Annotated in this window: 19 protein-coding genes and 1 pseudogene; 10 read left to right on the top strand and 10 right to left on the bottom strand. The window is 70.1% G+C overall.

The features are described 5' to 3' along the window. Positions 1 to 64 precede the first annotated feature (64 nt). A complete protein-coding gene (locus ABLE43_RS18770; RefSeq protein WP_348979750.1) occupies positions 65 to 1,612 on the bottom strand; it encodes a cryptochrome/photolyase family protein in 1,548 nt (515 codons plus the stop codon). Positions 1,613 to 1,642: 30 nt separating this feature from the next. On the opposite strand from ABLE43_RS18770, the gene queF reads away from it, so the two are divergent. The 3 genes from queF (at position 1,643) to ABLE43_RS18755 (ending at position 5,819) form a co-directional block, all read left to right on the top strand. After that, positions 1,643 to 2,086, top strand: a complete 444-nt coding sequence (gene queF, locus ABLE43_RS18765; RefSeq protein ID WP_348979749.1) for a preQ(1) synthase — start codon at positions 1,643 to 1,645, stop codon at positions 2,084 to 2,086. 146 nt (positions 2,087 to 2,232) lie between these two features. After that, positions 2,233 to 4,500: a glycosyltransferase family 4 protein gene (locus ABLE43_RS18760; protein ID WP_348979748.1), complete on the top strand. Its 2,268-nt coding sequence runs from the start codon at positions 2,233 to 2,235 to the stop codon at positions 4,498 to 4,500. Between the two features lie 38 nt (positions 4,501 to 4,538). Further along, positions 4,539 to 5,819, top strand: a complete 1,281-nt coding sequence (locus ABLE43_RS18755) for a glycoside hydrolase family 130 protein (RefSeq protein ID WP_348979747.1) — start codon at positions 4,539 to 4,541, stop codon at positions 5,817 to 5,819. A gap of 292 nt (positions 5,820 to 6,111) precedes the next feature. Here the strand turns inward: ABLE43_RS18755 and ABLE43_RS18750 are convergent, their stop codons facing one another. From ABLE43_RS18750 to hflK, 5 genes and pseudogenes are all read right to left on the bottom strand, one after another. After that, positions 6,112 to 7,044 (bottom strand): hypothetical protein, encoded by a 933-nt coding sequence (locus tag ABLE43_RS18750; protein WP_348979746.1) that lies wholly within the window; start codon positions 7,042 to 7,044, stop codon positions 6,112 to 6,114. A gap of 2 nt (positions 7,045 to 7,046) precedes the next feature. Beyond that, positions 7,047 to 8,683, bottom strand: a pseudogene (locus ABLE43_RS18745) (helicase HerA-like domain-containing protein). 121 nt (positions 8,684 to 8,804) lie between these two features. Continuing rightward, positions 8,805 to 10,328: a Do family serine endopeptidase gene (locus ABLE43_RS18740; RefSeq protein WP_348979745.1), complete on the bottom strand. Its 1,524-nt coding sequence runs from the start codon at positions 10,326 to 10,328 to the stop codon at positions 8,805 to 8,807. Between the two features lie 94 nt (positions 10,329 to 10,422). Continuing rightward, on the bottom strand, positions 10,423 to 11,289 hold the full coding sequence (gene hflC / locus ABLE43_RS18735; protein WP_348979744.1) for a protease modulator HflC: 867 nt from the start codon (positions 11,287 to 11,289) through the stop codon (positions 10,423 to 10,425). Further along, positions 11,286 to 12,389, bottom strand: a complete 1,104-nt coding sequence (gene hflK, locus ABLE43_RS18730) for a protease modulator HflK (RefSeq protein ID WP_348979743.1) — start codon at positions 12,387 to 12,389, stop codon at positions 11,286 to 11,288. Before hflK ends, hflC begins: the two co-directional genes overlap by 4 nt. Positions 12,390 to 12,473: 84 nt before the next feature. Here hflK and ABLE43_RS18725 point away from each other — a divergent pair, with 84 nt between their 5' ends. After that, a complete protein-coding gene (locus tag ABLE43_RS18725; protein ID WP_348979742.1) occupies positions 12,474 to 13,442 on the top strand; it encodes an Mrp/NBP35 family ATP-binding protein in 969 nt (322 codons plus the stop codon). 1 nt (position 13,443) lies between these two features. Further along, positions 13,444 to 13,866 carry a CoA-binding protein gene (locus ABLE43_RS18720; RefSeq protein ID WP_348979741.1) on the top strand — a complete coding sequence of 141 codons (423 nt, stop codon included), beginning with the start codon at positions 13,444 to 13,446 and terminating at the stop codon, positions 13,864 to 13,866. 73 nt (positions 13,867 to 13,939) lie between these two features. Here the strand turns inward: ABLE43_RS18720 and ABLE43_RS18715 are convergent, their stop codons facing one another. Continuing rightward, positions 13,940 to 14,644 carry a c-type cytochrome gene (locus ABLE43_RS18715; RefSeq protein ID WP_348979740.1) on the bottom strand — a complete coding sequence of 235 codons (705 nt, stop codon included), beginning with the start codon at positions 14,642 to 14,644 and terminating at the stop codon, positions 13,940 to 13,942. Positions 14,645 to 14,760: 116 nt separating this feature from the next. Here ABLE43_RS18715 and ABLE43_RS18710 point away from each other — a divergent pair, with 116 nt between their 5' ends. Next, the gene (locus ABLE43_RS18710; RefSeq protein ID WP_348979739.1) at positions 14,761 to 15,651 is read left to right on the top strand and encodes a prephenate dehydratase; all 891 of its coding nucleotides are present in this window, start codon (positions 14,761 to 14,763) and stop codon (positions 15,649 to 15,651) included. Positions 15,652 to 15,796: 145 nt separating this feature from the next. Here ABLE43_RS18710 and nudC read toward each other — a convergent pair whose 3' ends face one another. Genes nudC through ABLE43_RS18695 form a run of 3 tightly spaced genes read right to left on the bottom strand, consistent with a single transcriptional unit; the run spans position 15,797 to position 19,001 of the window. Beyond that, complete coding sequence (gene nudC / locus ABLE43_RS18705) at positions 15,797 to 16,660, bottom strand: NAD(+) diphosphatase (RefSeq protein ID WP_348979738.1); 864 nt, start codon at positions 16,658 to 16,660, stop codon at positions 15,797 to 15,799. Further along, on the bottom strand, positions 16,657 to 17,973 hold the full coding sequence (locus ABLE43_RS18700; protein WP_348979737.1) for a serine hydrolase domain-containing protein: 1,317 nt from the start codon (positions 17,971 to 17,973) through the stop codon (positions 16,657 to 16,659). Before ABLE43_RS18700 ends, nudC begins: the two co-directional genes overlap by 4 nt. Further along, positions 17,970 to 19,001: an A/G-specific adenine glycosylase gene (locus ABLE43_RS18695; protein WP_348979736.1), complete on the bottom strand. Its 1,032-nt coding sequence runs from the start codon at positions 18,999 to 19,001 to the stop codon at positions 17,970 to 17,972. Before ABLE43_RS18695 ends, ABLE43_RS18700 begins: the two co-directional genes overlap by 4 nt. Before the next feature lie 28 nt (positions 19,002 to 19,029). Here ABLE43_RS18695 and ABLE43_RS18690 point away from each other — a divergent pair, with 28 nt between their 5' ends. The 4 genes from ABLE43_RS18690 to ABLE43_RS18675 all read left to right on the top strand — a co-directional run. Beyond that, positions 19,030 to 19,563 carry a DUF721 domain-containing protein gene (locus tag ABLE43_RS18690; RefSeq protein ID WP_348979735.1) on the top strand — a complete coding sequence of 178 codons (534 nt, stop codon included), beginning with the start codon at positions 19,030 to 19,032 and terminating at the stop codon, positions 19,561 to 19,563. Beyond that, positions 19,563 to 20,273 carry a DsbA family protein gene (locus ABLE43_RS18685; protein WP_348979734.1) on the top strand — a complete coding sequence of 237 codons (711 nt, stop codon included), beginning with the start codon at positions 19,563 to 19,565 and terminating at the stop codon, positions 20,271 to 20,273. Before ABLE43_RS18690 ends, ABLE43_RS18685 begins: the two co-directional genes overlap by 1 nt. Before the next feature lie 29 nt (positions 20,274 to 20,302). Next, positions 20,303 to 21,031 (top strand): thioredoxin domain-containing protein, encoded by a 729-nt coding sequence (locus tag ABLE43_RS18680; RefSeq protein ID WP_348979733.1) that lies wholly within the window; start codon positions 20,303 to 20,305, stop codon positions 21,029 to 21,031. A gap of 159 nt (positions 21,032 to 21,190) precedes the next feature. Next, positions 21,191 to 22,393, top strand: a 1,203-nt coding sequence (locus ABLE43_RS18675) for an AAA family ATPase (RefSeq protein ID WP_348979732.1), incomplete at its 3' end; no start/stop codon positions are given.

The raw sequence follows: 22,393 nt of genomic DNA, 5'->3' as shown, positions 1-22,393 counted from the left end.
CCGAACCGGCTGCGTGTATGGATTCCCGCCTTCGCGGGAATGACGGAACGGGGACGGGAAACCCCTACCCCTCGTACTTCGGCAGCGCGTCGAGCTTCTTCAGAAACCCCTTCGCCTGCGCCAGCAGCTGTTCCCGCGTCTCCTCCGCCATCTTGTCCCATGTCCGGTACGGCATGCCCATGCGCGGGTTGCGCCCCAGCTTGTCGCGGTTGCGGTCGAGAAAGTCCCAGTAGAGCGCGTTGAACGGGCAGGCATCCCCGCCCGTCCGCGCCTTCACATCGTAGCGGCAATGCCCGCAATAATCCGACATCCGGTCGATATAGGCGCCCGACGACGCATAGGGCTTGGTGCCGAACAATCCGCCGTCGCCGAACTGGCTCATGCCCAGCACATTGGGCTGCTCGACCCATTCATAGGCATCGGCATAGACTTCCAGATACCAGCGCTGCACCTGCACCGGGTCCGCGCCGATCAGCAGCGCGAAATTGCCCGTGACCATCAATCGCTGGATATGATGGGCATAGGCGTTGGCCAGCGTCTGCCCGATCGCCTGGGACAGGCAGTGCATGTCGGTATCGCCGGTCCAGTAGAAGCCGGGCAGGTCGCGCGTCGCGTTGAGGAAGTTGCGGCTGCCATAGTCCGGCCCCTCGCGCCAATAGACGCCGCGGATGAACTCGCGCCAGCCGATGATCTGGCGGATGAAGCCTTCCGCCGCGTTGATCGGCACCCGGCCCGCCCGATACTCCTTCTCGACCGCGCGGCACAGCTCGATCGGGTCGAGCAGCCCGGCGTTGATATAGGGCGAGAGGACCGCGTGCCACAGATAGGGCTCGTCGGTCAGCATCGCGTCCTGATGGTCGCCGAAGCCGGGCAAGGCGTGCTTCAGGAACGCATGCTGCTGGCGGAGGGCTTGCCTGCGCGTGACGGCGAAGTCGAACCCGTCGAGTGTCCCCGCATGGGTGCCGAACCGGTCGGCGACCAGCGCCAGCACGTCCCGCGTCACCGCGTCCGGCGCGAAGGACAGCGGGCGCGGCATCATCAGATCGCGGCGGGCGGGCTTGCGGTTGTCCCTGTCGAAATTCCATTGCCCGCCGACCGGCCTGGCCCCGTCCATCAACAGCCCGGTTTCGCGCCGCATCTCGCGGTAGAAATATTCCATGCGCAGCTCGCGCCGCCCCTCCGCCCACTCGCCAAAGCGCTGGTGGCTGCACAGGAACCGGGTGTCGGCGCGGATGTCGACGGGCATGCCGAAGATCGTCTCCCATGCCTCCAGCATCGCCTGCACCCGCCATTCGCCCGCTTCCGTCACGACGATCCGCGCGGGATCATGGCGTTCGACCGCGCGCGCGACCTCGCCGGTGAAGCTGCCCGCATTGTCGGGATCGTCGAGCGTCACATAGTCGACCTCCCACCCGCCCGCGCGCAGCGCCGCCGCATGATGGCGCATGGCGGCGAACAGGAAGGCGATCTTCTTGGGGTGATGGCGGACATAGGTCGCCTCCTCGACCACCTCCATCATCAGGATGGTGGTCGCGCCCTTCTCCGCACCGTCGAGCGACGACAGGTCCATCGACAGCTGGTCGCCCAGCACCGGGATCAACACCCGTTCCATTGTGCCGCCTTGCCTCCTACATGGGCGGCCATGGACGCGAAACACCTTGGCCGGGCGAGCACGCTGCCGCCCAATCCGCAAGCCGCGGAACTCGATTATGTTCCCAACCCGCGCAGCACGCCCTATCTGGTGCGCTTCGCCGCGCCCGAATTCACCTCGCTCTGCCCGGTCACCGGCCAGCCCGATTTCGCGCATCTGGTGATCGATTACGTGCCGGGCGAGACGATCGTCGAATCCAAGTCGCTCAAGCTCTTCCTCGGATCGTTCCGCAACCATGCGGCATTCCACGAGGACTGCACCGTCGGCATCGGCGAGCGGCTGTTCGCCGAGATGCGGCCGGTGTGGCTGCGCATCGGCGGCTATTGGTATCCGCGCGGTGGCATCCCCATCGACGTGTTCTGGCAGTCGGGCGAGCCGCCGAAGGGCGTGTGGGTGCCCGATCAGGGCGTGGCGGGCTATCGCGGGCGGGGCTGATCCCTCGCCCTGGCGACGGTTTGTTACGTCCCGGCGAAAATGATGCACTGCAATACGGCGACGATGAAACTATTGACGTATCAAAATGTTTCCTTGGGCGTACCCCGCCTGAATCAGTGCGGGTGTCCCAACCATAAGGAAGCCGGATGGACCGCACCGCCGCCCTCGAATCGCTCGATCATATCGCGCTGATCGGCAATTTCCTGCCGCGCAAATGCGGGCTGGCGACGTTCACCACCGATACCTTCAACGCGCTCGTCGATCGCTATCCCGACATGCAGGTCGACGTCTATGCGATGGACGACCGGCCCGGCGCCTATGCCTATCCGCCGGAAGTCACCCATGCGATCCCGCAGAACGATCGCATCGCCTATCTCGATGCCGCCCGCCGGATCGAGGCGAGCGGCGCGCAGGCGGTGTGGGTGCAGCATGAATACGGCATCTACGGCGGGTCGGCGGGCGAACATATCGTCGCGCTGCTCGACCGGGTGAACGTGCCGGTGCTCGTCACGCTGCACACCATCCTCGAACATCCCAACGCCGACGAGCGCCGCGTGCTCGAAGCGCTGCTGCGTCGCGCCGCGAAGGTGGTGGTGATGGCCGAGAAGGGCCGCGAGATACTGATGCGCGTCCACGGCACCGATTCGCGCAAGATCGTGACGATCCCGCACGGCGTGCCCGACCGCCCGTTCGTCGCCCCCGCCGGGATGAAGGCGCGCTTCGGCTGGGAGGATCGCGAGGTCATCCTGACCTTCGGCCTGCTCGCCCCGAACAAGGGGATCGAGACGATGATCGAGGCGATGCCCGCCGTCGCCGCCGCCCATCCGAACGCGCTGTACGTCGTGCTCGGCGCCACCCACCCGCATCTGGTGGCGCATGAGGGCGAGGCCTATCGCGACCGGCTGAAGGCGCAGGCGGCATCGCTCGGCGTCGCGGACAATGTCTGCTTCCTCGACGGCTTCGTCGAGCAGGACGAACTGCTCGACTATCTCCAGGCCGCCGACCTGTATGTCACGCCCTATTCCAACCCGGCGCAGATCACCTCGGGCACGCTGTCCTATGCGGTGGCGATGGGCAAGGTGGTCGTCTCCACGCCGTACGTCCATGCGACCGAGATCCTTGCCGACGATCATGGCGTGATCGTCGACTTCGGCGATGCCGCCGCCTTCGCGCGCGAGATTCGCGACCTGCTCGGCGACGATGCGCGCCGTACCGACCTTGCCGCCCGTGCCTATGCGCGCGGCCGGACGATGCTGTGGCCGTGCCTCGTCGAGGAAGCCATGGGGGAGGTGGCGGCGGCGATCGCCGCGCGACCGCGCCGGATGAAGACCGATATGGACCTGTCCGTACTCAAACCCGATTTCGCCGCCGTCGAACGCATGAGCGACGCGACCGGCATGTTGCAGCATTCGATCTATTCGGTGCCCGATCGCCGTCACGGCTATTGCATCGACGACAATGCCCGCGCGCTGATCCTGATGTCGCAGATCGGGGAACTCGACGACGCCGTGCGCGACAAATGGACCACCATCTACGCATCGTTCGTCCAGTACGCCTGGAACCCCGACAAGCGCCGCTTCCGCAACTTCATGAACTTCGACCGGACATGGTGCGAGGACGAGGGGTCGGAGGACTCGAACGGCCGTACCCTGTGGGCGTTGGCGATCACCGCGCGCGACGCGAAGCTGCGCAAGCATCGCGACTGGGCGACCGCGCTCTATGACCAGACCGCCTCGATCGCGCTCGACCTCGGCAGCCCGCGCGCCCGCGCCTTCGCCATGCTGGCGGCGGTGGCGATGCTGGAGGTCGCGCCGGGCCATGCGCTCTCGACCGAGATCGCCGGCCGGTTCGGCGACGAACTGGTCACGTTGCTTGATGCCGCGCGCCGCCCCGAATGGCGCTGGTTCGAGATCGTGCTCGCCTATGACAACGCCCGCCTGCCCGAGGCGATGATCCGCGCGGGCCAGGCGCTGGGCCGCGAGGATTTCCTGAACGTCGGGCTCGACACGCTCGACTGGATCGTCGCGCGCCAGACCTCGCCCGAGGGCCGGTTCCGCGCGGTCGGCACCGAGAGCTTCGGGCGCGCCTATGCCGAGCCGCTGCCGTTCGACCAGCAGCCGCTGGAGGCGCAGGCGACCGTGGAGGCATGCGCCGCCGCCTATCAGGCGACCGGCGAGCGGCGCTGGCACGACGAGGCGCTCAAGGCCTATCGCTGGTATCTGGGCGCCAACGACCTCGACCTGCCGCTGGCGACCGTGGCCGACGGCGGCTGTTTCGACGGGCTGATGCCGACCGGCCTCAACCGCAACCAGGGCGCGGAGTCGATTCTCGCGCTGCAACTGGCGTCGTGCGTGATTTCAACCCTTTCAAAGGGCAGCGCATCCGTGGCAGACCCGCGCCGCGCCGTGGCCTGATCCGCCGCGGCGCACCACGGCCGGAAACTGGGACGCGCATGCTCGATATCCACAACCACCCCTTGCGGCTCTATGCCGATCCCTCGCGCGTGGTGGTGCGCCCCTTCCATATCGCATGGCAGCGCACCGGCTCCGCTCCCAGCCGCACCGAGCGGCTGGTGAGCGAGGTGCTGGCGATGTCGGCGCAGGAGACGCGCGCGCAGCTCGAAACCGTGCTCAAGGATTTCGAGGCGCGCCACTGGCAGACGCGCCGCGTGTTCATGACCCGCTATGACGAGATCGAGGCGGTGCTGAACCTCAACGGCGCCGAGATCGGCGACGAGAAGCGCCAGCTGATCGGCGCCTATTTCTGCCACGAATACAGCTATGCCGCAGCGGCACTGATGAACCCCAGCGCGGTGCCGCATTTCGACCAGTCGGGCATGCCCGAGGGCAGCTTGCGCATCCTCATGTCGCTGCGCGCGGTCGGCGAAGGCCATATTTCGTCGGTCGCCTTCCGCGAAGGCATCATCACCGACGAGAACGAACTGACGCTCGCCCCCGAACCGCCCTTCGCCACCGCGGCGGACGCGATCGGCGACGAGGAGGAAGCGCCCGAGGGCGAGGTGACGGTGTTCCGCCACCGCGATTCCACCCTGTCGGGCACGGTCATCTTCCCGATCACCCAGGCCCAGTCCAAGGGGCTGGAGGATATGCGCCTCGTCCGTTTCCAGCATGACGACGGCACCTATGAATGGCTCGGCACCTATACCGCCTATAACGGGTCGATGATCCAGTCGGAGCTGCTGCGCACCCGCGACTTCCGCGCGTTCGACCTCGTGCCGATGACCGGCAGCGCGGCGCGCAACAAGGGCATGGGCCTGTTCCCGCGCAAGGTGAACGGCAAGTACATGATGATCGGGCGGCAGGACGGCGAGAACCTGTTCCTGATCCAGTCCGACACCCTCACCCACTGGGACGAGGGCGAGCTGCTGCTCAAGCCCCATTATCCGTGGGAGCTGGTGCAGATCGGCAATTGCGGCCCGCCGATCGAGATCGACGAGGGCTGGCTGCTGCTGACCCACGGCGTCGGCGCGATGCGCAAATATGCGATCGGCGCGGTGCTGCTCGACAAGGACGATCCGTCGAAGGTGATCGGGCGCACCCCCGAACCGATCCTCGCCGCCGCGAACGAGGACCGCGAGGGCTATGTGCCCAACGTCGTCTATTCGTGCGGCGCGATCCGCCACGGCGACCGCATCTTCATCCCCTATGGCGTGGCCGACAGCTCGGTCGCCTTCGCCTTCGTGACGATCGAATCGCTGCTCTCGACGATGTGAGGCGGGTGCCGCGGGCTCGCCTCCCGTTCGTGTCGAGCGCAGTCGAGACACCGGGCGGACCGCTCGCGGCACGTCCCTCGACGTCGCTCGGGACGAACGGCATCCCGTCGTTCGTCCTGGACGAAAGCGTCAGAGCATGATGACTTCAAGGATACCCGTTCGTCCTGAGTAGCCACTGAGCTTGTCGAAGGGGCGTATCGAAGGACCGCCTGGGGCAGGTGCTTCGATACGAGGCTTCGACGTTGCTCAGCCTCTACTCAGCACGAACGGTTCCGCTGCATGGCATCACGCGCTATATCCGGTGCAGCGCCTGCGTCGGACAGCCCAGTACAGCCGCGCGCACCCGCAGGCTGGCGGTCAGGAACGTCAGATCCTCGCGCACGAACCGGCGGGGGGTGGTGCCCAGCACCGCCTGCGCATCGCGCAGGAAATGCGACGCGCTGACATAGGCGGCGTCGATCTGCGAATAGTCCTGCTCGCCCTCCGCCTCGATCAGCGGGATCAGCGAGCGCAGGAAGCGCGAGCGGATCAGCAGCGTCTTGGGGCCGAAGCCGAAATGGCGCTTGCACGTCCGTCGCACCACGTCCTGCGACACGCCCCATTGCCGCGCCGCCTCCGCCACCCCGCCGGGCGCATCGTCGGTGATGAACTGCGCGATGCGGCGGATGAGCGGCGCGTCGGACGACACCGGCCCCATCTCCGCGGTCAGGAACGCATCCAGCGCGGGCTTCATCGCATGTTCGTCCGGGATCGCCGCCAGCACGCCCAGCAGCCGCCGCGCGAACCCCGGCGTGCTCACCTCCGCCAGCGGCACCACCTGTTCGCGGCACCGCTCGGCCGATCCGTGGAAGAAGCGTTCCCAGCCGAGCGCGCTGACGCCGAAGCCGATCACGATGCCGCCGTTCGATCGGGTGTGCACCGCATGGCTGGTCGGCCCGAACAACGTCACCTGCGGCAGCGGGTCATAGCGTCTGCGCCCGATCGTCACCGCGACCGGCCCGGCGTTCAGCAGGATGCGGACCGTCGCGGTGCCGGGCAGGAACCAGTTCTCCAGCCCCATCGCCTGCGGCCCGGCAGCGGCATAGAGGTGATAGCCGGTGACGTAGTCGGTCAGCGCCTCGGCGGGCCGGTCGTACCGGATCGCCATCCCCTCCGGCATCGCGAACAGCGCGGCCGGCACGTCGGGCGTCTCGGTACCGCCGCTGACCGCGTGGAGCGCCGCCACGCTCAGCCCCGGAACAGCCCGCCGAGCACGCCGCGCAGCAGCCCGCCCAGCGCCCCGCCACTCTTCGCGCGTCCGCCGCGGGTGGTGCCGAACACCTGCTTGCCGATCTCGTTGACGACGATCCGCCCCACCGCCGATCCGGCCGACCGGGTGGCGGACTGGGTGGCGCGGGCCCATGGGCTGTTCGCCGCCTCGCGCGCGGCGGCGCGTTCGGCCCGCTCCGCCTCGCGCGCGGCGGCGATGCGCTGGCGCTCGGCTTCCTTGGCGGCGCGGGCGTCCTCCTTCGCCTGCAACGCGGCTTCCCTGGCGGCGGCGACCTGCGCCTTGGCGGCGGCGGCGGCGGCCCTGGCCTCCTCGGCCTTGGCCCCCAGCAGTTCGGCGGCGGAGTCGCGGTCGATCGCGGTGTCGTAGCGGTCGCCGATCGCATCGGTTTCGGCTCCTCCGGGCTTACCGGGCCGACGCGCGACGCGGGCGGGCGGATCAGCACCCGCTCGACCGGGCTCGGCGTGCCGTCGTCCTGCAACACCGATACCAGCGCCTCGCCGATCGCCAGTTCGGTGATGGCCTGACCCACGTCGATCGCCGGATTGGGGCGGAACGTCTCCGCCGCCGCGCGGATGGCGCGCGCTTCCTTCGGCGTGAACGCCCGCAGCGCGTGCTGGATGCGGTTGCCGAGTTGCGCTGCGATCCGTTCGGGGATGTCGACCGGGTTCTGCGTCACGAAATAGATGCCGACGCCCTTGGAACGGATCAGCCGCACCACCTGCTCGACCTTCTCGACCAGCGCGTCCGACGCATCGTCGAACAGCAGGTGCGCCTCGTCGAAGAAGAACACCAGCACCGGCTTGTCGGGATCGCCGATCTCGGGCAGCGTCTCGAACAGTTCGGACAGCAGCCACAGCAGGAAGGTGGCGTAGAGCCTGGGCGAGGCCATCAGCCTGTCCGCCGCCAGCACCGACACGATACCGCGCCCGTCGTCGCCCGTCCGCCGGAAATCGGCGAGGTCGAGCGCCGGTTCGCCGAAGAAGCGGTCGCCGCCTTGGGCACGCAGTTGCAGCAGCGCCCGCTGGATCGCGCCGACCGACTGCTTGCCGACATTGCCGTAGCGGGGGGTGAGTTCCTCCGCCCGCTCCGCGCAATGCGCCAGCATCGCCTGCAGATCGTCGAGGTCGAGCAGCAGCAGTCCTTCCTCGTCGGCGACGTGGAAGGCGATGGTCAGCACGCCCTCCTGCACCTCGTTCAGGTTGAGCATGCGCGCGAGCAGCAGCGGCCCCATTTCCGATACGGTGGCGCGCACCGGATGCCCGGCCTCGCCGAACAGATCCCAGAACACGGTCGGCGTGTCGCGATAGCGCCAGTCGCTGTCGCCGATCTCAGCGGCGCGCGCGGCGAAGGCGGCATGGCCCCGGGCGGTGGCGCTGCCCGCCATGGCGATGCCCGACAGGTCGCCCTTCACGTCCGCCACGAACACCGGGACTCCGGCGGCGGCGAAGTTTTCGGCGAGGCCCTGCAACGTCACCGTCTTGCCGGTGCCGGTGGCCCCCGCGATCAGCCCGTGGCGGTTGGCGCGGCGCAGTACCAGCGACTGGGGCACGCCCGCCGCCGTCGCGCCGAGGAACAGTTGCGTCGTGTCGCTCATCCGCCGTTTCCCAAAGCGTTACCCGGTCCTGCTAACCTGTTTTAATCTGCCGCGCATCGCCCAAAATAAAGGGGGCGGCGATCGCCCGGATCGCCGCCCCCCGTGTTTCATCGCAACCGGATCAGTTGCGGCTGTCGATCGCGATCGGCACGAAGACCGGCGCGCGCGAACCCGGCTGCTGCGCGAACAGCAGCACCTGCTTGCGCCCGGCGGCCCGCGCCGCCTGTACCAGCCGTGCCACGTCCGCGGTGGACGTGACCGGCTGCCGGTCGATGGTCAGGATCACCACCCCGCGCTTGACGCCCTTGGACGCGGCATCGCTGTCGGGATCGACGCCCGCGACCACCACGCCGCGCATCGCCTGGTCGAAGCCGAGCTGCCGCGCGATCGCCGGGGTGAGCGGCTGGACCGCCAGCCCCGCCGTCGCCGACAGCGCACTGCCCGTCTGCGGCGTATCGGGCTGGCCGTTCGGATCGAACCGCTCGTCCTGCGCCAGCAGTTGCTGTTCGGGCGGGCGGGTGCCGAGCGTCACCGGAATCTGCTGGCGGCGACCGTCGCGCAGCACGTCGAGCGTGACGCGGCTGCCCGGCGTCTCGAGGCCGACGAGATAGGTCAGCGACTGCTGCGGATTGATCTCCTTGCCGTTGACCGACAGGATCACGTCGCCCGGCCGGATGCCGGCCCGCGCCGCAGGCTCGCCCGGCGTGACGCCGTTGACCAGCGCGCCGCGCTCCTTGGCGATGCCCAGTGCGGCGGCGATGTCCTCGTTCACCTCCTGCTGCGTCAGGCCCAGATAGCCGCGCGTGACCGACTGGCCCTTCATCAGCTTGTCGACGATCGGCTTGGCCTGTTCGGCGGGGATCGCGAAGCCGATGCCGATGCTGCCGCCGGTCGGCGACAGGATCTGCGAATTGATGCCGATGACATTGCCCTGCATGTCGAACATCGGCCCGCCCGAGTTACCCCGGTTGATCGCGGCGTCGGTCTGGATGAAGCGGTCGTACGGTCCCTGCCCGACGCGGTTCAGCGCCGAGATGATGCCCGCCGTGACCGTACCCGACTGGCCCAGCGGATTGCCGATCGTCACCACCCAGTCGCCGACCCGCGCCTGCCGCGAATCGCCGAAGCGGACGAAGGGGAAGTTGGCCCCCTCGATCTTCAGCACCGCGAGGTCGGACAGTTCGTCACGCCCGACCAGCTTTGCGGTATATTCCTTCTGGTCGGCCAGCGTCACCTTGATCGATTCGACCGTCGCGCCCTGCGCCCCGGCCGAGACGACATGGTTGTTGGTGACGATATAGCCGGTGTTCGAGATCAGGAAGCCCGAGCCGAGCGACTGCGCCTCCTGCGACCGGCCGCCGCCGCCGCCGCGCTGGCCGAAGAACTGTTCGAGCGGCGTGCCCTGGAACGGGTTCGCCTGCTGCTGCACGGTGATGCGCTGCGTGGTCGAGATGTTGACGACCGCGGGCGACAGGCGGGCGACCATGTCGGCGAAGCTCATCGGCGCGCCCGCGCGCGGCGCGCTGGCGGCGTTGATCGCGCCGGGTTCGTTCTGGGCGGTCTGTGCGTCCGACGGGTTGAGCGTCAGCGTGGCGGCGGCGCCGCCGAGCAATAGCGCGGAAGTAATGGCGTAGGCGTAACGCACGATCGTGTGGTCCTCTCAGATTGGCTTGGCAGACCCCTTCAGGCGGGATCGTGCCGGGCACTTGCTGAACGCGGTTTGAATGTGCGGACGGGGCCTAGCGTTCCCGCCCGCCGAATTCGCGCAGATAGCCGTCCTGCGGCGACAGGATGATCGACGTGTTCCCCTGTCCGCGCTGCGGCACCAGCGTGGTGCGGTACGACTGCATCGCGCGCCAGAAGGCATAGAATTCGGCATCCTTGCCGAAGCTCTGCGCATAGATCTGCGCGGCGCGGGCCTCCGCCTCGGCGCGCACCACCTGCGCGTCGCGCTCGCCCTGCGCACGGATCGTCACCGCCTCCTGCTCGCGGGCCGAGCGCATCCGCGCCAGCGCCGAATCGAGCGGGCTGCCGGTCGGCAGGTCGGCGTGCTTGATCCGCACGTCGACGATCTCCGCGCCGTACTGGCGGGCGGTGCGCTGGAGCGCGTTCTGGATATTGTCCATCACCGCGCCCCGTTCGGGGCTGAGCAGCGACGCGAACGTCCGCCGCCCCAGCTCGGCGCGCAGCGCCGACGACAGCAGCGGTTCGAGCTGGTTGGCGACGCGCTCCTCGGTATTGCCCGCCGATCCGGTCGAGATCACCGCCTGCAGCGGATCGACGATGCGGAACCGGGCGAAGGCGTCGACCTCGAGCCGCAGCTGGTCGGTGGACAGCACCGGCTGGTTGTTCAGCTCGATATCCAGCACCCGCTTGTCGATCCACACGATGCGATCGACGAACGGAACCTTGTAGATCAGCCCCGCGCCGGTCTGTCCGAACGGCTGGTCGGCACGGTACGGATTGACGATGGCGACCGGCTGCTGGAAGCGCAGGATCACCGCCTGCCGCGTCTCGGGCACCGGCTTGACCGTGTTGAACAGCAGGATCAGCAGCACCAGCGCGACGATCGCGATGGCGATGGGGTTGCGCAGCGCCCGGTTCATCGTGCCGCTCCGCTCGCCTGGGGGGCCGGGGCCGGCGCCTCCGGTTCGGGCGCCTGCTGCTGGCGGCGCACCTCGGGCAGCGGCAGATAGGCCTGGGTGCCCGGCTGGACGATCGTCTTGTCGGCGCGGCTCAACACCTGCTCCATGGTTTCGTAATACAGCCGCCGCCGGGTGACGTCGGGGGCCATGCGATATTGTTCGTAGATCTTGTCGAACTCGGTCGCGCTGCCCTGCGCCTGCGCGATCACCTGCTGCGCATAGGCGCGCGAGCGGTTGAGGTTCGACTGCGCCTCCTGCTGCGCCGCCGTCACCGCCTTGAACGCATCGTCGACCTCGGCCGGGGCCGCCGCCTTCTGGATGCTGACGCCCAGCACGCGCACGCCCGACTGATATTCGTCGAGCAGCGCCTGCATCCGCGTCTGCACCTCGGCCTCGATCGCGCCGCGCCCCGGCCCGATCGCCGTCGTCAGGTTCACGCCCGCCACCGCCGCGCGCATCGCGCTTTCGGCGACGGCACGCACGGTTTCCTTCGGGTTCTTGATCTCGAAGACATAATCCTCGGGCGACTTGATGTTCCAGCGCACCGAATAGGCGAGGTCGACGATATTCTGGTCGCCGGTCAGCATCAGGTTCGGCTGGGTGCCGCCCGCCGGAAACACTTCGGTCCGGGTGTTCTGCACGTCCTCCACCTGCACCCGCATCAGCGGCGCGGGCAGGGTGAACTGGATACCGGGGTTCAGCGTGCCGGTATAGCGCCCGAACAGGGTCACGACGCCGCGTTCCTGCGGCTCGATCGAATGGATGCTCGAAAAGGCGATCCACACCAGCACCAGCGCGGCCACCGCCGCCGCCCACAGCCGCCCGACATTGGCCGGAAGCTGCGGCCCGCCGCCGCCGCCGCTGCGCGCGCGCTTCAGGAAATCCTCGAGCGAGGTCGAACCGCCGCCGGGCTTGCCGCGCCGTCCGCCGGGCGGCATCGACCACGGATTGCGCGGCCCGTCGTCACCGCCGCCGCCGCCCGAGCCGCCTCCGGAACCGCCGCCGCCCCATGGGCCGTTGTCGCTCATCCCCAGCACCCGCGCGCGAGCGGCGCGTCCCATGATCCATCGCATCCCTCCTTTATAGGGGGCATCCGCGCCTTTTACAGTGGTAACACGCCACCGCAGCGCTACATCGCGCGGGTCATGAGCCGTTCCGAACCCGCCGCCGCGCTGTCCGCGCTCCTTGCCCCCGTCGCCGCCGGGCGCGCGACCATCCGGGTGCAGGATGCGCGCGCCAGCATCATCCTCGACGTGACCGGCCTGCCCGCGCCTGCCCGCGACGCGCTGGAGGCCGATGTCCGCGCCGCCGCAACCGGGGCGCCCGGCATCGCCGAGGTCCGCATCCTCCAGACCAGCGAGCGCACCGCCGCGCGGATCGTCGCCGTCGCCAGCGGCAAGGGCGGGGTCGGCAAGTCTACGCTCGCCGCCAATCTCGCGGTCGCGCTGCACGGTGCCGGGCGGCGGGTCGGGCTGATCGACGCCGACATCTACGGCCCGTCGCAGCCGCGGCTGCTCGGCGTCGCGGGGATCAAGGCCGAGGCGCACGACAAGAAGCTGGTCCCGGTCGCCACGCCGCACGGCGTGCCGCTGCTGTCGATGGGGCAGCTGGTGCCCGCCGACCAGGCGATCGCATGGCGCGGGCCGATGGCGGCGGGCGCGCTGACCCAGTTGGTCGATGCGCATTGGGACATGGCCGACACGCTGGTCGTCGACCTGCCGCCGGGCACCGGCGACGTGCAGCTGACCATGATCCAGAAGCACCGCCCGGCAGGCGCGGTGATCGTGTCGACGCCGCAGGACCTCGCGCTGATCGACGCGACCCGCGCGATCGACCTGTTCCACAAGGCGGGCGTGCCGATCATCGGGCTGGTCGAGAATATGGCGGGCTATGCCTGTCCGCATTGCGGAGAGGTGTCGGACCCGTTCGGCCACGGCGGCGCGGAGGCGCGCGCGGCGCAACTCGGCATCGACTTCCTCGGGCGGGTGCCGCTCACGATGAACATCCGCAGCGCGTCGGACGGGGGCACACCCCCCGCTGCGGGGAACGGGGCCGATGCCGGACCGTTCCTCGGTATCGCCGCACGGGTCGGCGACTGGCTGACGAGGAACTGACATGCTGGACGATCACGGCATCCGCGAGTTGCTGACGACCGCGCGCACGATCGCGCTGGTCGGCGCGTCGGACCGGCCCGGTCGGCCGTCCTATGGCGTGATGGCCTATCTGCAACGACAGGGGTACCGGGTGATCCCGGTCAACCCGCAGATCACCGGCGAGCATCTCCACGGCGAATTCGTCTTCCGCGACCTTTCGCAGATTGGGGAGCCGATCGACATCGTCGATATCTTCCGCAATTCGGCGGCGGCGGGCGAGGTGGTCGATCAGGCGATCGCGGTCGGCGCGAAGGCGGTGTGGATGCAGCTGGGCGTCGTCAACGACGCCGCCGCCGCGCGTGCCGAGGCCGCGGGGCTCAAGGTCGTGATGGACCGCTGCCCGGCGATCGAGATCCCCCGGCTGGGGATTGCGGCGGTGGGTTGAGGGCGGATCCCTACCGCCTCCGACAACATTCGGATCGTCCTTCCCGCCTGCGCGGGAATGACGACGGTCGTGATTACCGCCCCTTCTTCGCCGCCTGCTCCGCCGCCGCCGGATCGACCGAGGGCGCGCCCGATGCCGGGGTCGCGGCGTTCACCACATCGGCGCTGTCGGCGGGCTTGCCTTCGTCGGCGCTGTTGCCCGCAGGGGCGGCGGCATTGGCTTCCGCCCCCGCCGCCGGTTCGGCTCCTGCCGCAGGCGCGGCGGGCAGCGGCAGGTTCGACCCCTGCGAATTGAGATAGGCGATGACGTTCGCCCGGTCCTGCGCATTGCCGAGACCCGCAAAGGTCATCTTCGTCCCCGGCGCGTATTTGCGCGGGGAGGTCAGCCATTCGTTCATCGCATCGAAGTCCCAGTTACCCGGGATGCCGGTCAGCGCGCCCGAATAGGCGAAGCCGGGGATATGGCCGTGCTTCTTGCCGATCACGCCCCACAGGTTCGGGCCGATGCCATTGGCCCCGCCCTGGTTCACCGTGTGGCACGCGGCGCATTTCTTGAAGACTTCCGCGCCCTTGGCAACGTCCGCGCTGGCCAGCAGCGTCGCGATCGGCACCGCCGCCGCACCGCCGCCGCCACCCGCCTCGGCGGCGCCTTCGACCGGATAGCCCGGCTTTTCGGGCGGGCCCGAATGAAAGATCATGCCGCTGGCGATCGACAGGCCGAGGGCGGCTGCGCATCCGGCCAATACCCAGCCCGCGATCGTGTTCGTCCGGTCGTCCATGCGCTCAGCCGTCTCGCCTAATGGTGCTTATGTTTGGAGCCATGCTTAGAGGCGGCTTTCCCTACTGGCAAGACAGGGTTGCCGATCGCGCGTCACGGGGATAATCGCCCGGCCCCATGCACAAATACGCCGCCCCGGCGCGCCCGCTGGTGGCGCAGATGACCGAAGCCGCCGCCCGCGAACCGCACCGCGCGGTCGCGTTCCAGGGCGCGCCCGGCGCCAATTCGCACGTCGCGCTGGCACAGGCGTTTCCCGACGCGCTGCCGCTGCCCTGCTTCGGCTTCGCCGATGCGATCGACGCGGTGCGCGGGGGGCAGGCCGATTGCGCGATCATCCCGATCGAGAATTCGCTCCACGGTCGCGTCGCCGACATGCATTTCCTGCTGCCCGAATCGGGGCTGGTCATCACCGGCGAGCATTTCCTCCCCATCCGCCACGCGCTGCTGGGGTTGGGGCCGATCGAGGCGGTCAAGCAGGCGATGAGCCACGAACAGGCGCTGGGACAGTGCCGTCGCTGGCTGTCGGCGCGCGGGATCGAGCCGGTGGCGCATCCCGATACGGCGGGCGCGGCGGCATCGGCGGCGGCGATGGCCGATCCGGCGGTCGCAGCACTCGCCCCGCCCGCCGCCGCCGCGCTCTACGGCCTTCGGGTGCTGGCCGACGATATCGCCGATGCCGATCACAACACGACGCGCTTCGTCGTCCTCGCCCGCGCCGCGCCCGACACGCTGCCCGAGGGGCCATGCATGACGACATTGGTGTTCGAGGTGAAGAACGTGCCCGCCGCGCTGTACAAGGCGATGGGCGGCTTCGCGACCAACGGCGTCAACATGACCAAGCTGGAAAGCTACCAGCCCGCGGGCAGCTTCGCCGCGACGCAGTTCTTCTGCGACATCGAGGGGCGGCCGGGCGAGGCGCATGTCGACCGCGCGCTGGACGAGCTGCGGTTCCACAGCAAATGGGTGCGGCTGCTCGGCAGCTATGCAAGGGCGAGGGAGCGGGGGTAAGTCCTCCCCTTCGCCACCCCCGTTCGCTTCGAGCGCAGGGTCGAGCGCAGTCGAGACCCGTAGTCGAGAAGGCATGGCCCCGGCGGGACGTTCTCGACGGACGCTTCTCGACAGGCTTGAAGCTGCTCGAACCGAACGGGAAGGGTCAGGAGGGTACATCCCCCACCCAAGCCCTGAGCAGGCTATGCGCGATCGCATGGGCAGGCGGCGCCACGAACCGCCCCGGCTCCCCGGCAAGCGCCACCCGCACCTCGTCGCGCGTCGCCCAGAAGGCATCCTCCAGCTCGCGCGCATCCACCGCCAGCCGGACGTCGCGCGCCGTCGCGATGCAGCCGATCATCAGCTGCGACGGGAACGGCCACGGCTGGCTCGCGACATAGCGCACGCCCGTCACCGTCACGCCCGCTTCCTCCAGCACCTCGCGCGCGACGGCTTCCTCGACCGATTCGCCCACTTCGACGAACCCGGCAAGCGTCGAATAGCGCCCCTGCGGCCACGACGGCTGCCGACCCAGCAGCACGCGCCCGTCATGCTCGACGGCCATGATGACCACCGGGTCGGTACGCGGGAAATGCTGCGCAGCACAGCTGCCGCATTCGCGCGCCCAGCCGCCGCGCGACACCTTGCTCCGCGCGCCGCAACGTGCGCAGAATCCGTGCCGCGCATGCCAGTCGAGCAGGCTGCGCGCGATGCCGTACAGCGCCATGTCCGGCGCGGGCATGTTCGCCAGCAACGTCATCAGCGCGGGCGACCGCATCGCCGGGGCATCGCCCTCGCCCCCGCCGGTCACGAACAGCGGATGCCCGTCCAGTTCGCCCAGCAGCAGCGCGTCGCCCCGCGCCGGGTCCATCGGGTGCAGCAGCAGCCTGCCGTCCGCGCCCACCTCCGGCTCCAGCCCGCCGAACATCAGCAGCCGCGCGCCCGGATCGGCCAGCGCCCGCGCGAACGCCGCCGGATCGTCCCGCTCGTTGTCGAGGCGGACCAGCGCCGCGCCGGTGAAGCCGATCACCTGGTGGCCGGGGTCGGGGCGGCCGGCGTCAGGTCGGCGGCCAGCGCCTTGACCAGATCGGCCCGCAGCGGCCAGCGGTCGGCGGGGAAGTAGTTGACCATCGCCGTGCCGCGCAGCCGCCGCGCCGGATCGACGAACGCGATCGTCCCCGCCGCCCCGCCCCAGCCATAGGTGCCCCTGGCGGGCCGTCCGGGCAGCGTTTCCAGATACACCGATCCGCCCGCGCCGAACCCCATCTTCGGCCCTGCCTCGCCGCCGGTGCCGCCGTCGACCCCGCCGAACTCAACGCCCGGCGGCAGCAGGTTCGACATGCCGAGCGCGACCGTCTCCGGCTTCATCACCCGCTTGCCCGCCAGCGTACCGCCGTCCAGCAGCATGTGCAGGAACCGGTCATAGTCGCGCGCCGACATCACCAGCCCCGCGCCGCCGTACGGAAAGCTCGGGCGCTGAAGCCAGACCGAGGTCGCCGCCGGATCGAGCGGCACCATATTGTCGCCGACGAACACGTAATTGGTCGCCAGCCGCCCCTTCTGCGATTCGGGCACCTGCCAATAGGTGGAGGTCATGCCGAGCGGATCGAACATCCGCGTCTGCAGGAATCGCTCGAACGACATGCCGCTCGCCACCTCGATCACCCGGCCCAGCACGTCGAGCCCGATCGAATAGCTCCACTTCGTCCCCGGATCGGCGATCAGCGGCAGCCCGGCGACGCGGTTCGCGAATTCCTCCAGCGACTTCGGGCGTGCCCTGGCGACCTCCACCTCGACCTGCGCGTTGACCGATGCGGGGATGATGCCGAGGCGCTCATATTCCTTGAGCAACGGCCCCTTGGTGACGATATTGTAGCCGAGCCCCGCGGTATGGGTCAGCAGGTGGCGCACCGTGATCGGCCGCGCCGCCGGACGGCTGGCCAGCGAATTGTCGGGATCGGTCAGCACCCGCATGTTCCGGAACGCGGGGATGAAGTCGCTGATCGGCTGGTCCAGCTTCAGCCTGCCGTCCTCGACCAGCATCATCGCCGCCATGCCGGTGATCGGCTTGGTCATCGAATAGACCCGCCACAGCGTATCGGCATCGACCGGGCGGCCCGAGGCGTCGGCACCGGTGCGCCCGGCGGCATGGATGCTGGTCCAGTCCGGCCCGCCGACCGCGACGACGATGCCCGGCGCCTTCTTCTCGGCGACATAACGTTTCACCAGCGCCTCGGTCGCGCCCATGCTGCGCGTCGCGGGCGGGCGCGGCGGGGCGGCCTGTCCATGGGCCGTGCCGCCCAGCAGCAGCGCCAGCGAAATCCCGGCAAGCATCGCTCTCATCGCATTCCCTCCACCAGAGCCGCACCCTTGGCGAACAGCGTCGGCAGCCCCGCCTGCGCAAGGTCCGCGACCGGCCACCATTCGCCCGCAACGTCGTCGGGCGCTGCATCCGCCACCACGACGGTGCACGCAAGGTCGAAATGGGTGAAGCCGTGCCGGACGGTACCGATTGCCCGCCATTCCGCCGCGAACGGCGCGCCCGCCGTGCCCGGATCATGTGCTTCCCACGGCCCGGTCGGCAGCGCGCGCATCCCGCCGAGCAGCCCCTTGTCGGGCCGCCGCACCAGCAGCACCTGCCCCGCGCGCTCCGCCCAGAAGAAGGTGCCGTGGCGCTGCGGCTTCGCCTTCTTCGCGGCCTTGACCGGATAGGCATCGGGCGTGCCCCGCGCATAGGCCGCACAGTCGGCGCGCAACGGGCAGAGCAGGCAGCGCGGGGCACGCGCGGTGCAGATGCCCGAGCCGAGGTCCATCATCGCCTGCGCGAAATCGCCCGCCCGCAGGTCCGGCGTGATCGAGTCGGTCGCCTCGCGGATCGCGGGCCTCGCACCGGGCAACGCTTCTCCGATCGCGAACAGCCGCGACACGACCCGCTCGACATTGGCATCGACCACCACCGCCCGCCGCCCGAACGCGATCGCGGCGATCGCCGCGGCGGTATAGTCGCCGATGCCGGGCAGCTTGCGCAGTTCGCCCTCGGTGTCGGGCAGGGCGCCGCGCGCCGCCACCACCCTTGCACAGGCCAGCAGGTTGCGCGCCCGGGCGTAATAGCCGAGCCCCGCCCACGCCGCCATCACCTCGCCGTCGTCGGCGGCCGCCAGTGCCGCGAACGACGGCCAGCGCGCGGTCCAGCCCAGGAAGTACGGGCGCACCGTCGCGACCTGCGTCTGTTGCAGCATCACCTCCGACAGCCAGACGCGATACGGATCGGGCGCCGGATCGCCGGGGGCCGCGCGCCACGGCAGGCTGCGATGGTTGCGGTCGTACCAGCCGAGCAGGCGATCGGCGACAGAGAGATGCTTGGCGTCCACGCGCTCCCTATGGCATGGGATGCCCGCAATGACGACGCGCACCCGCCCGCACCCGACGATTCCCGAACCGCGCCGCCGCGGCTCCATGCGCGCGGTCAGCGAGCTGCTGCCCGACATCGGCGGCACCGCCTTCCGCAAGTTCGGCTTCGTCCAGTCGGCGGTGGTCAGCCGCTGGGGCGAGATCGTCGGCGATCGCTTCGCCCGCGTCTCCGCCCCCGAATCGATCCGCTTCCCGCCGGGCAAGCGGGCGGAAGGGGTGCTGACCCTCACCGTATCCGGCGCGCACGGCACGATGATGCAGCATATCGCGCCCGAGATCGTCGAGCGGGTCAACCGCTTCTTCGGCTATGCCGCCGTCGCCCGGCTGGTGTTCCGCCACGGCGAGGTCCGCCCGCGCCGCGCCGCACCGCCGCGCCGCGAGGCCCCGGCGATCCCGCAGGAACTGGGCGACAGCCTGCGCGACATCGCCGATCCCGAACTCAAGGCCGTGCTGACCGCGCTCGCGGGTGCGGTCGCCGCCCCGCCGCCGCCCGCCATCCCCATCCTCGGCAAGGTCCGCTGATGCGCATCCTGATCCTGCTGTTCTCCTTCCTGCTGGCCCTCGTCGGCGTGCCGCACGCACAGGCGCAGGCGAAGGGCGCGAAACGCCCCGCCGCCGCCGCACCAGCGCGCGACTGGACCCGCTCGGTCGTGTTCCAGCCCGGCGGCGGGGTGCTGGTCGGCAATCCGGCGGCGAAGGTCGTGCTGACCGAATGGCTGAGCTACACCTGCCCGCACTGCGGCGCCTTCGCCCGCGAATCGAAGGTGGAGCTGCACGCGCTGGTCCGCGCGGGCAAGGTGCGGGTCGACTATCGCCCGATGCCGCGCGACGCGCTCGATCTCACCGCCGTCCTCCTCGCGCGCTGCGGCGGGCCGACGCGCTTCGTCGCCCTCCATGACGCGATCTTCGCCGGGCAGACGGCGATGCTCGACCGGGCCACGGCCTTCGCCGCCACGCCTGCCGCACAGGCGCCCACCGCGACCGTCGCCGAACGGCTGCGGCAACTGGCCGACGCCACGCCGCTGCGCGCCACGGGCCGGACGCTGGGCGTGCCCGACGCCGCCTATACCCGCTGCCTGAACGACGAGGCCGGGCACGACCGCGCGATCGCGGTTGCCGAGGCGGCGCAGGCGGCGAACATCGCCGCCACCCCGACGTTCGAGGTCAACGGCCGCCGGGTCGAGGCGCATGGCTGGGCCGAGCTCAAGCCGCTGCTGGTCCCGGCCGCGTAATTCACCCCTTTCCACAGAAAGTATCGCCCATGCGTTTCGCGCTCCCCCTGATCGCCCTTGCCGCCCTGACCGCCTGCGGCGGCGGAGACGCGGGCGGCAATGCTTCGGCCGCCGCCCCGGTCGCCAATGTCGCGGCACCGGCGGGCCAGAAGTGGACCGATGTCGTCGCGGTGACGCCCGAGGGCGGCTATCGCATCGGCAACCCCGATGCGGCGGTGAAGCTGGTCGAGTTCGGCTCGCGCACCTGCCCGGCCTGCGGCGCCTTCGCCCGCGAGGGGTTCGAGCCGCTGATCGACAACTATGTCTCGACCGGCAAGGTCAGCTTCGAGTTCCGCGACTTCGCGATCCACGGCGCGCCGGACCTTGCCGCCGGGGTGCTCGGCCGCTGCAACGGCACCGCCACCTTCTTCCCGCTGCTCGAGGCGATGTACCAGGACCAGGAAGCGACGCTGAACCGGATGCAGGCGCTGCCCCAGTCCGAACAGGCCCGGCTCCAGTCGATCCCGCCGGTGCAGGCGGTGTCGGGCTGGGCCGATGCGGCGGGCTATGTCGATTTCGTCAAGCAGCGCGGCGTGCCCGAGGCGAAGGCGCGCGCATGCCTCGCCGACCAGAATCTGCTGAACCAGGTGGTCAAGCTCACCGAGGACGGCGGCGCGATCGTCACCGGCACGCCGACCTTCCTCATCAACGGCAACAAGGTCGAGAATGCGGTGGGCTGGAAGGATGTCGAGGCGGCGCTGAAGGGTGCCGGGGCCTGACGCGACAGGTTCGGATCGCGCCGGTTTCTCCCCTCCCTGACAAGGGAGGGGTCGGGGGTGGGTCGGCCCGGTGGCGGGCGTGACCTTCCCTCGCAGGCCGACCCACCCCCAACCCCTCCCTTCCAGGGAGGGGAGCCGCTTCGACGACTCAACGCCTGAATGTCGATCGACCCCGCGTCCGGCGCGATGACCCCCACCCCCGCCCTCACCATCCGCCGCCTGCGCCTCACCGGGTTCAAGTCGTTCGTCGATCCCGCCGACCTCGTGATCGAACCGGGGCTGACCGGCGTGGTCGGCCCCAACGGCTGCGGCAAGTCCAACCTGCTCGAGGCGCTGCGCTGGACGATGGGCGAGAACAGCGCCCGATCGCTGCGCGGCGCGGGGATGGAGGACGTGATCTTCGCGGGCACCGCCACCCGCCCGCCGCGCGACTTCGCCGAGGTGACGATCCTCGCCGAGGACGGCGACGGCGACGAGGTGGAGATCGTCCGCCGGATCGAGCGCGGCGCAGGCTCGGCCTATCGCATCAACGGGCGCGACGTACGCGCGAAGGACGTGGCGCTGCGCTTCGCCGATGCCGCGACCGGCGCGCATTCGCCCGCGCTGGTCAGCCAGAACCGCATCGGCGCGGTGATCGCCGCCCGCCCCGCCGAACGCCGCGCGATGCTGGAGGAGGCCGCGGGGATCGCGGGCCTCCACGTCCGCCGCAAGGACGCCGAAGGCAAGCTGCGCGCGACCGAGGCCAACCTCGAACGCCTGAGCGAACTCCAGTCCGATCAGGACGCGCGCATCGCGGCGCTCCGGCGACAGGCGAAGGCGGCGGCGCGCTACCGCGAGCTGACCGATGCGATCCGCGTGGCAGAGGCACGCGCGCTCTACGCCCGCTGGCGCGCCGCCGCCGCTGCCGCCGATGCCGCGCGGGCGCAGGCGCTCGCCGCCGAGGGCGCGGTCGCGACGCAGGCCGCCGCCCATGCCGCCGCCACCGCCGCGCAGGCGCAGGCGGCCGAGGCGCTCGCGACCGCCCGCACCGCCGCGCAGGGCGAGCGCGATGCGCTGCGCGAGGCGACCCACGCCCGCGACACGCTGCGCGCGCAGCTGACCGCCGCGGCCCGCCGCCTGTCCGATCTTGCCGCACAGGCGGCGCGGCTCGACACCGATCATGCGCGCGAGGCGACGCTGGGGCAGGACGCCGCCGCCGCGATCGCCCGCCTGACCGCCGAGGCCGACCACCTCGCCGCCGCGCTGGCCGAAGCCGATGCCGCGCTCCCCGAACGGCACGCGCGACTTGCCGAAGCCGAAGGTCATGCACAGACCGCCGACGCCGCCCATGCCGAAGCGCTGGCCCATGCCGCCGCACAGGTC

It is taken from the genome of Sphingomonas silueang (assembly GCF_040049155.1).
In the GTDB taxonomy this organism is placed as follows: Bacteria; Pseudomonadota; Alphaproteobacteria; order Sphingomonadales; family Sphingomonadaceae; genus Sphingomonas; species Sphingomonas silueang.
The sequence above is the reverse complement of the archived record's forward strand: the minus strand, read 5'-3'. Positions and strand labels throughout refer to the sequence as shown.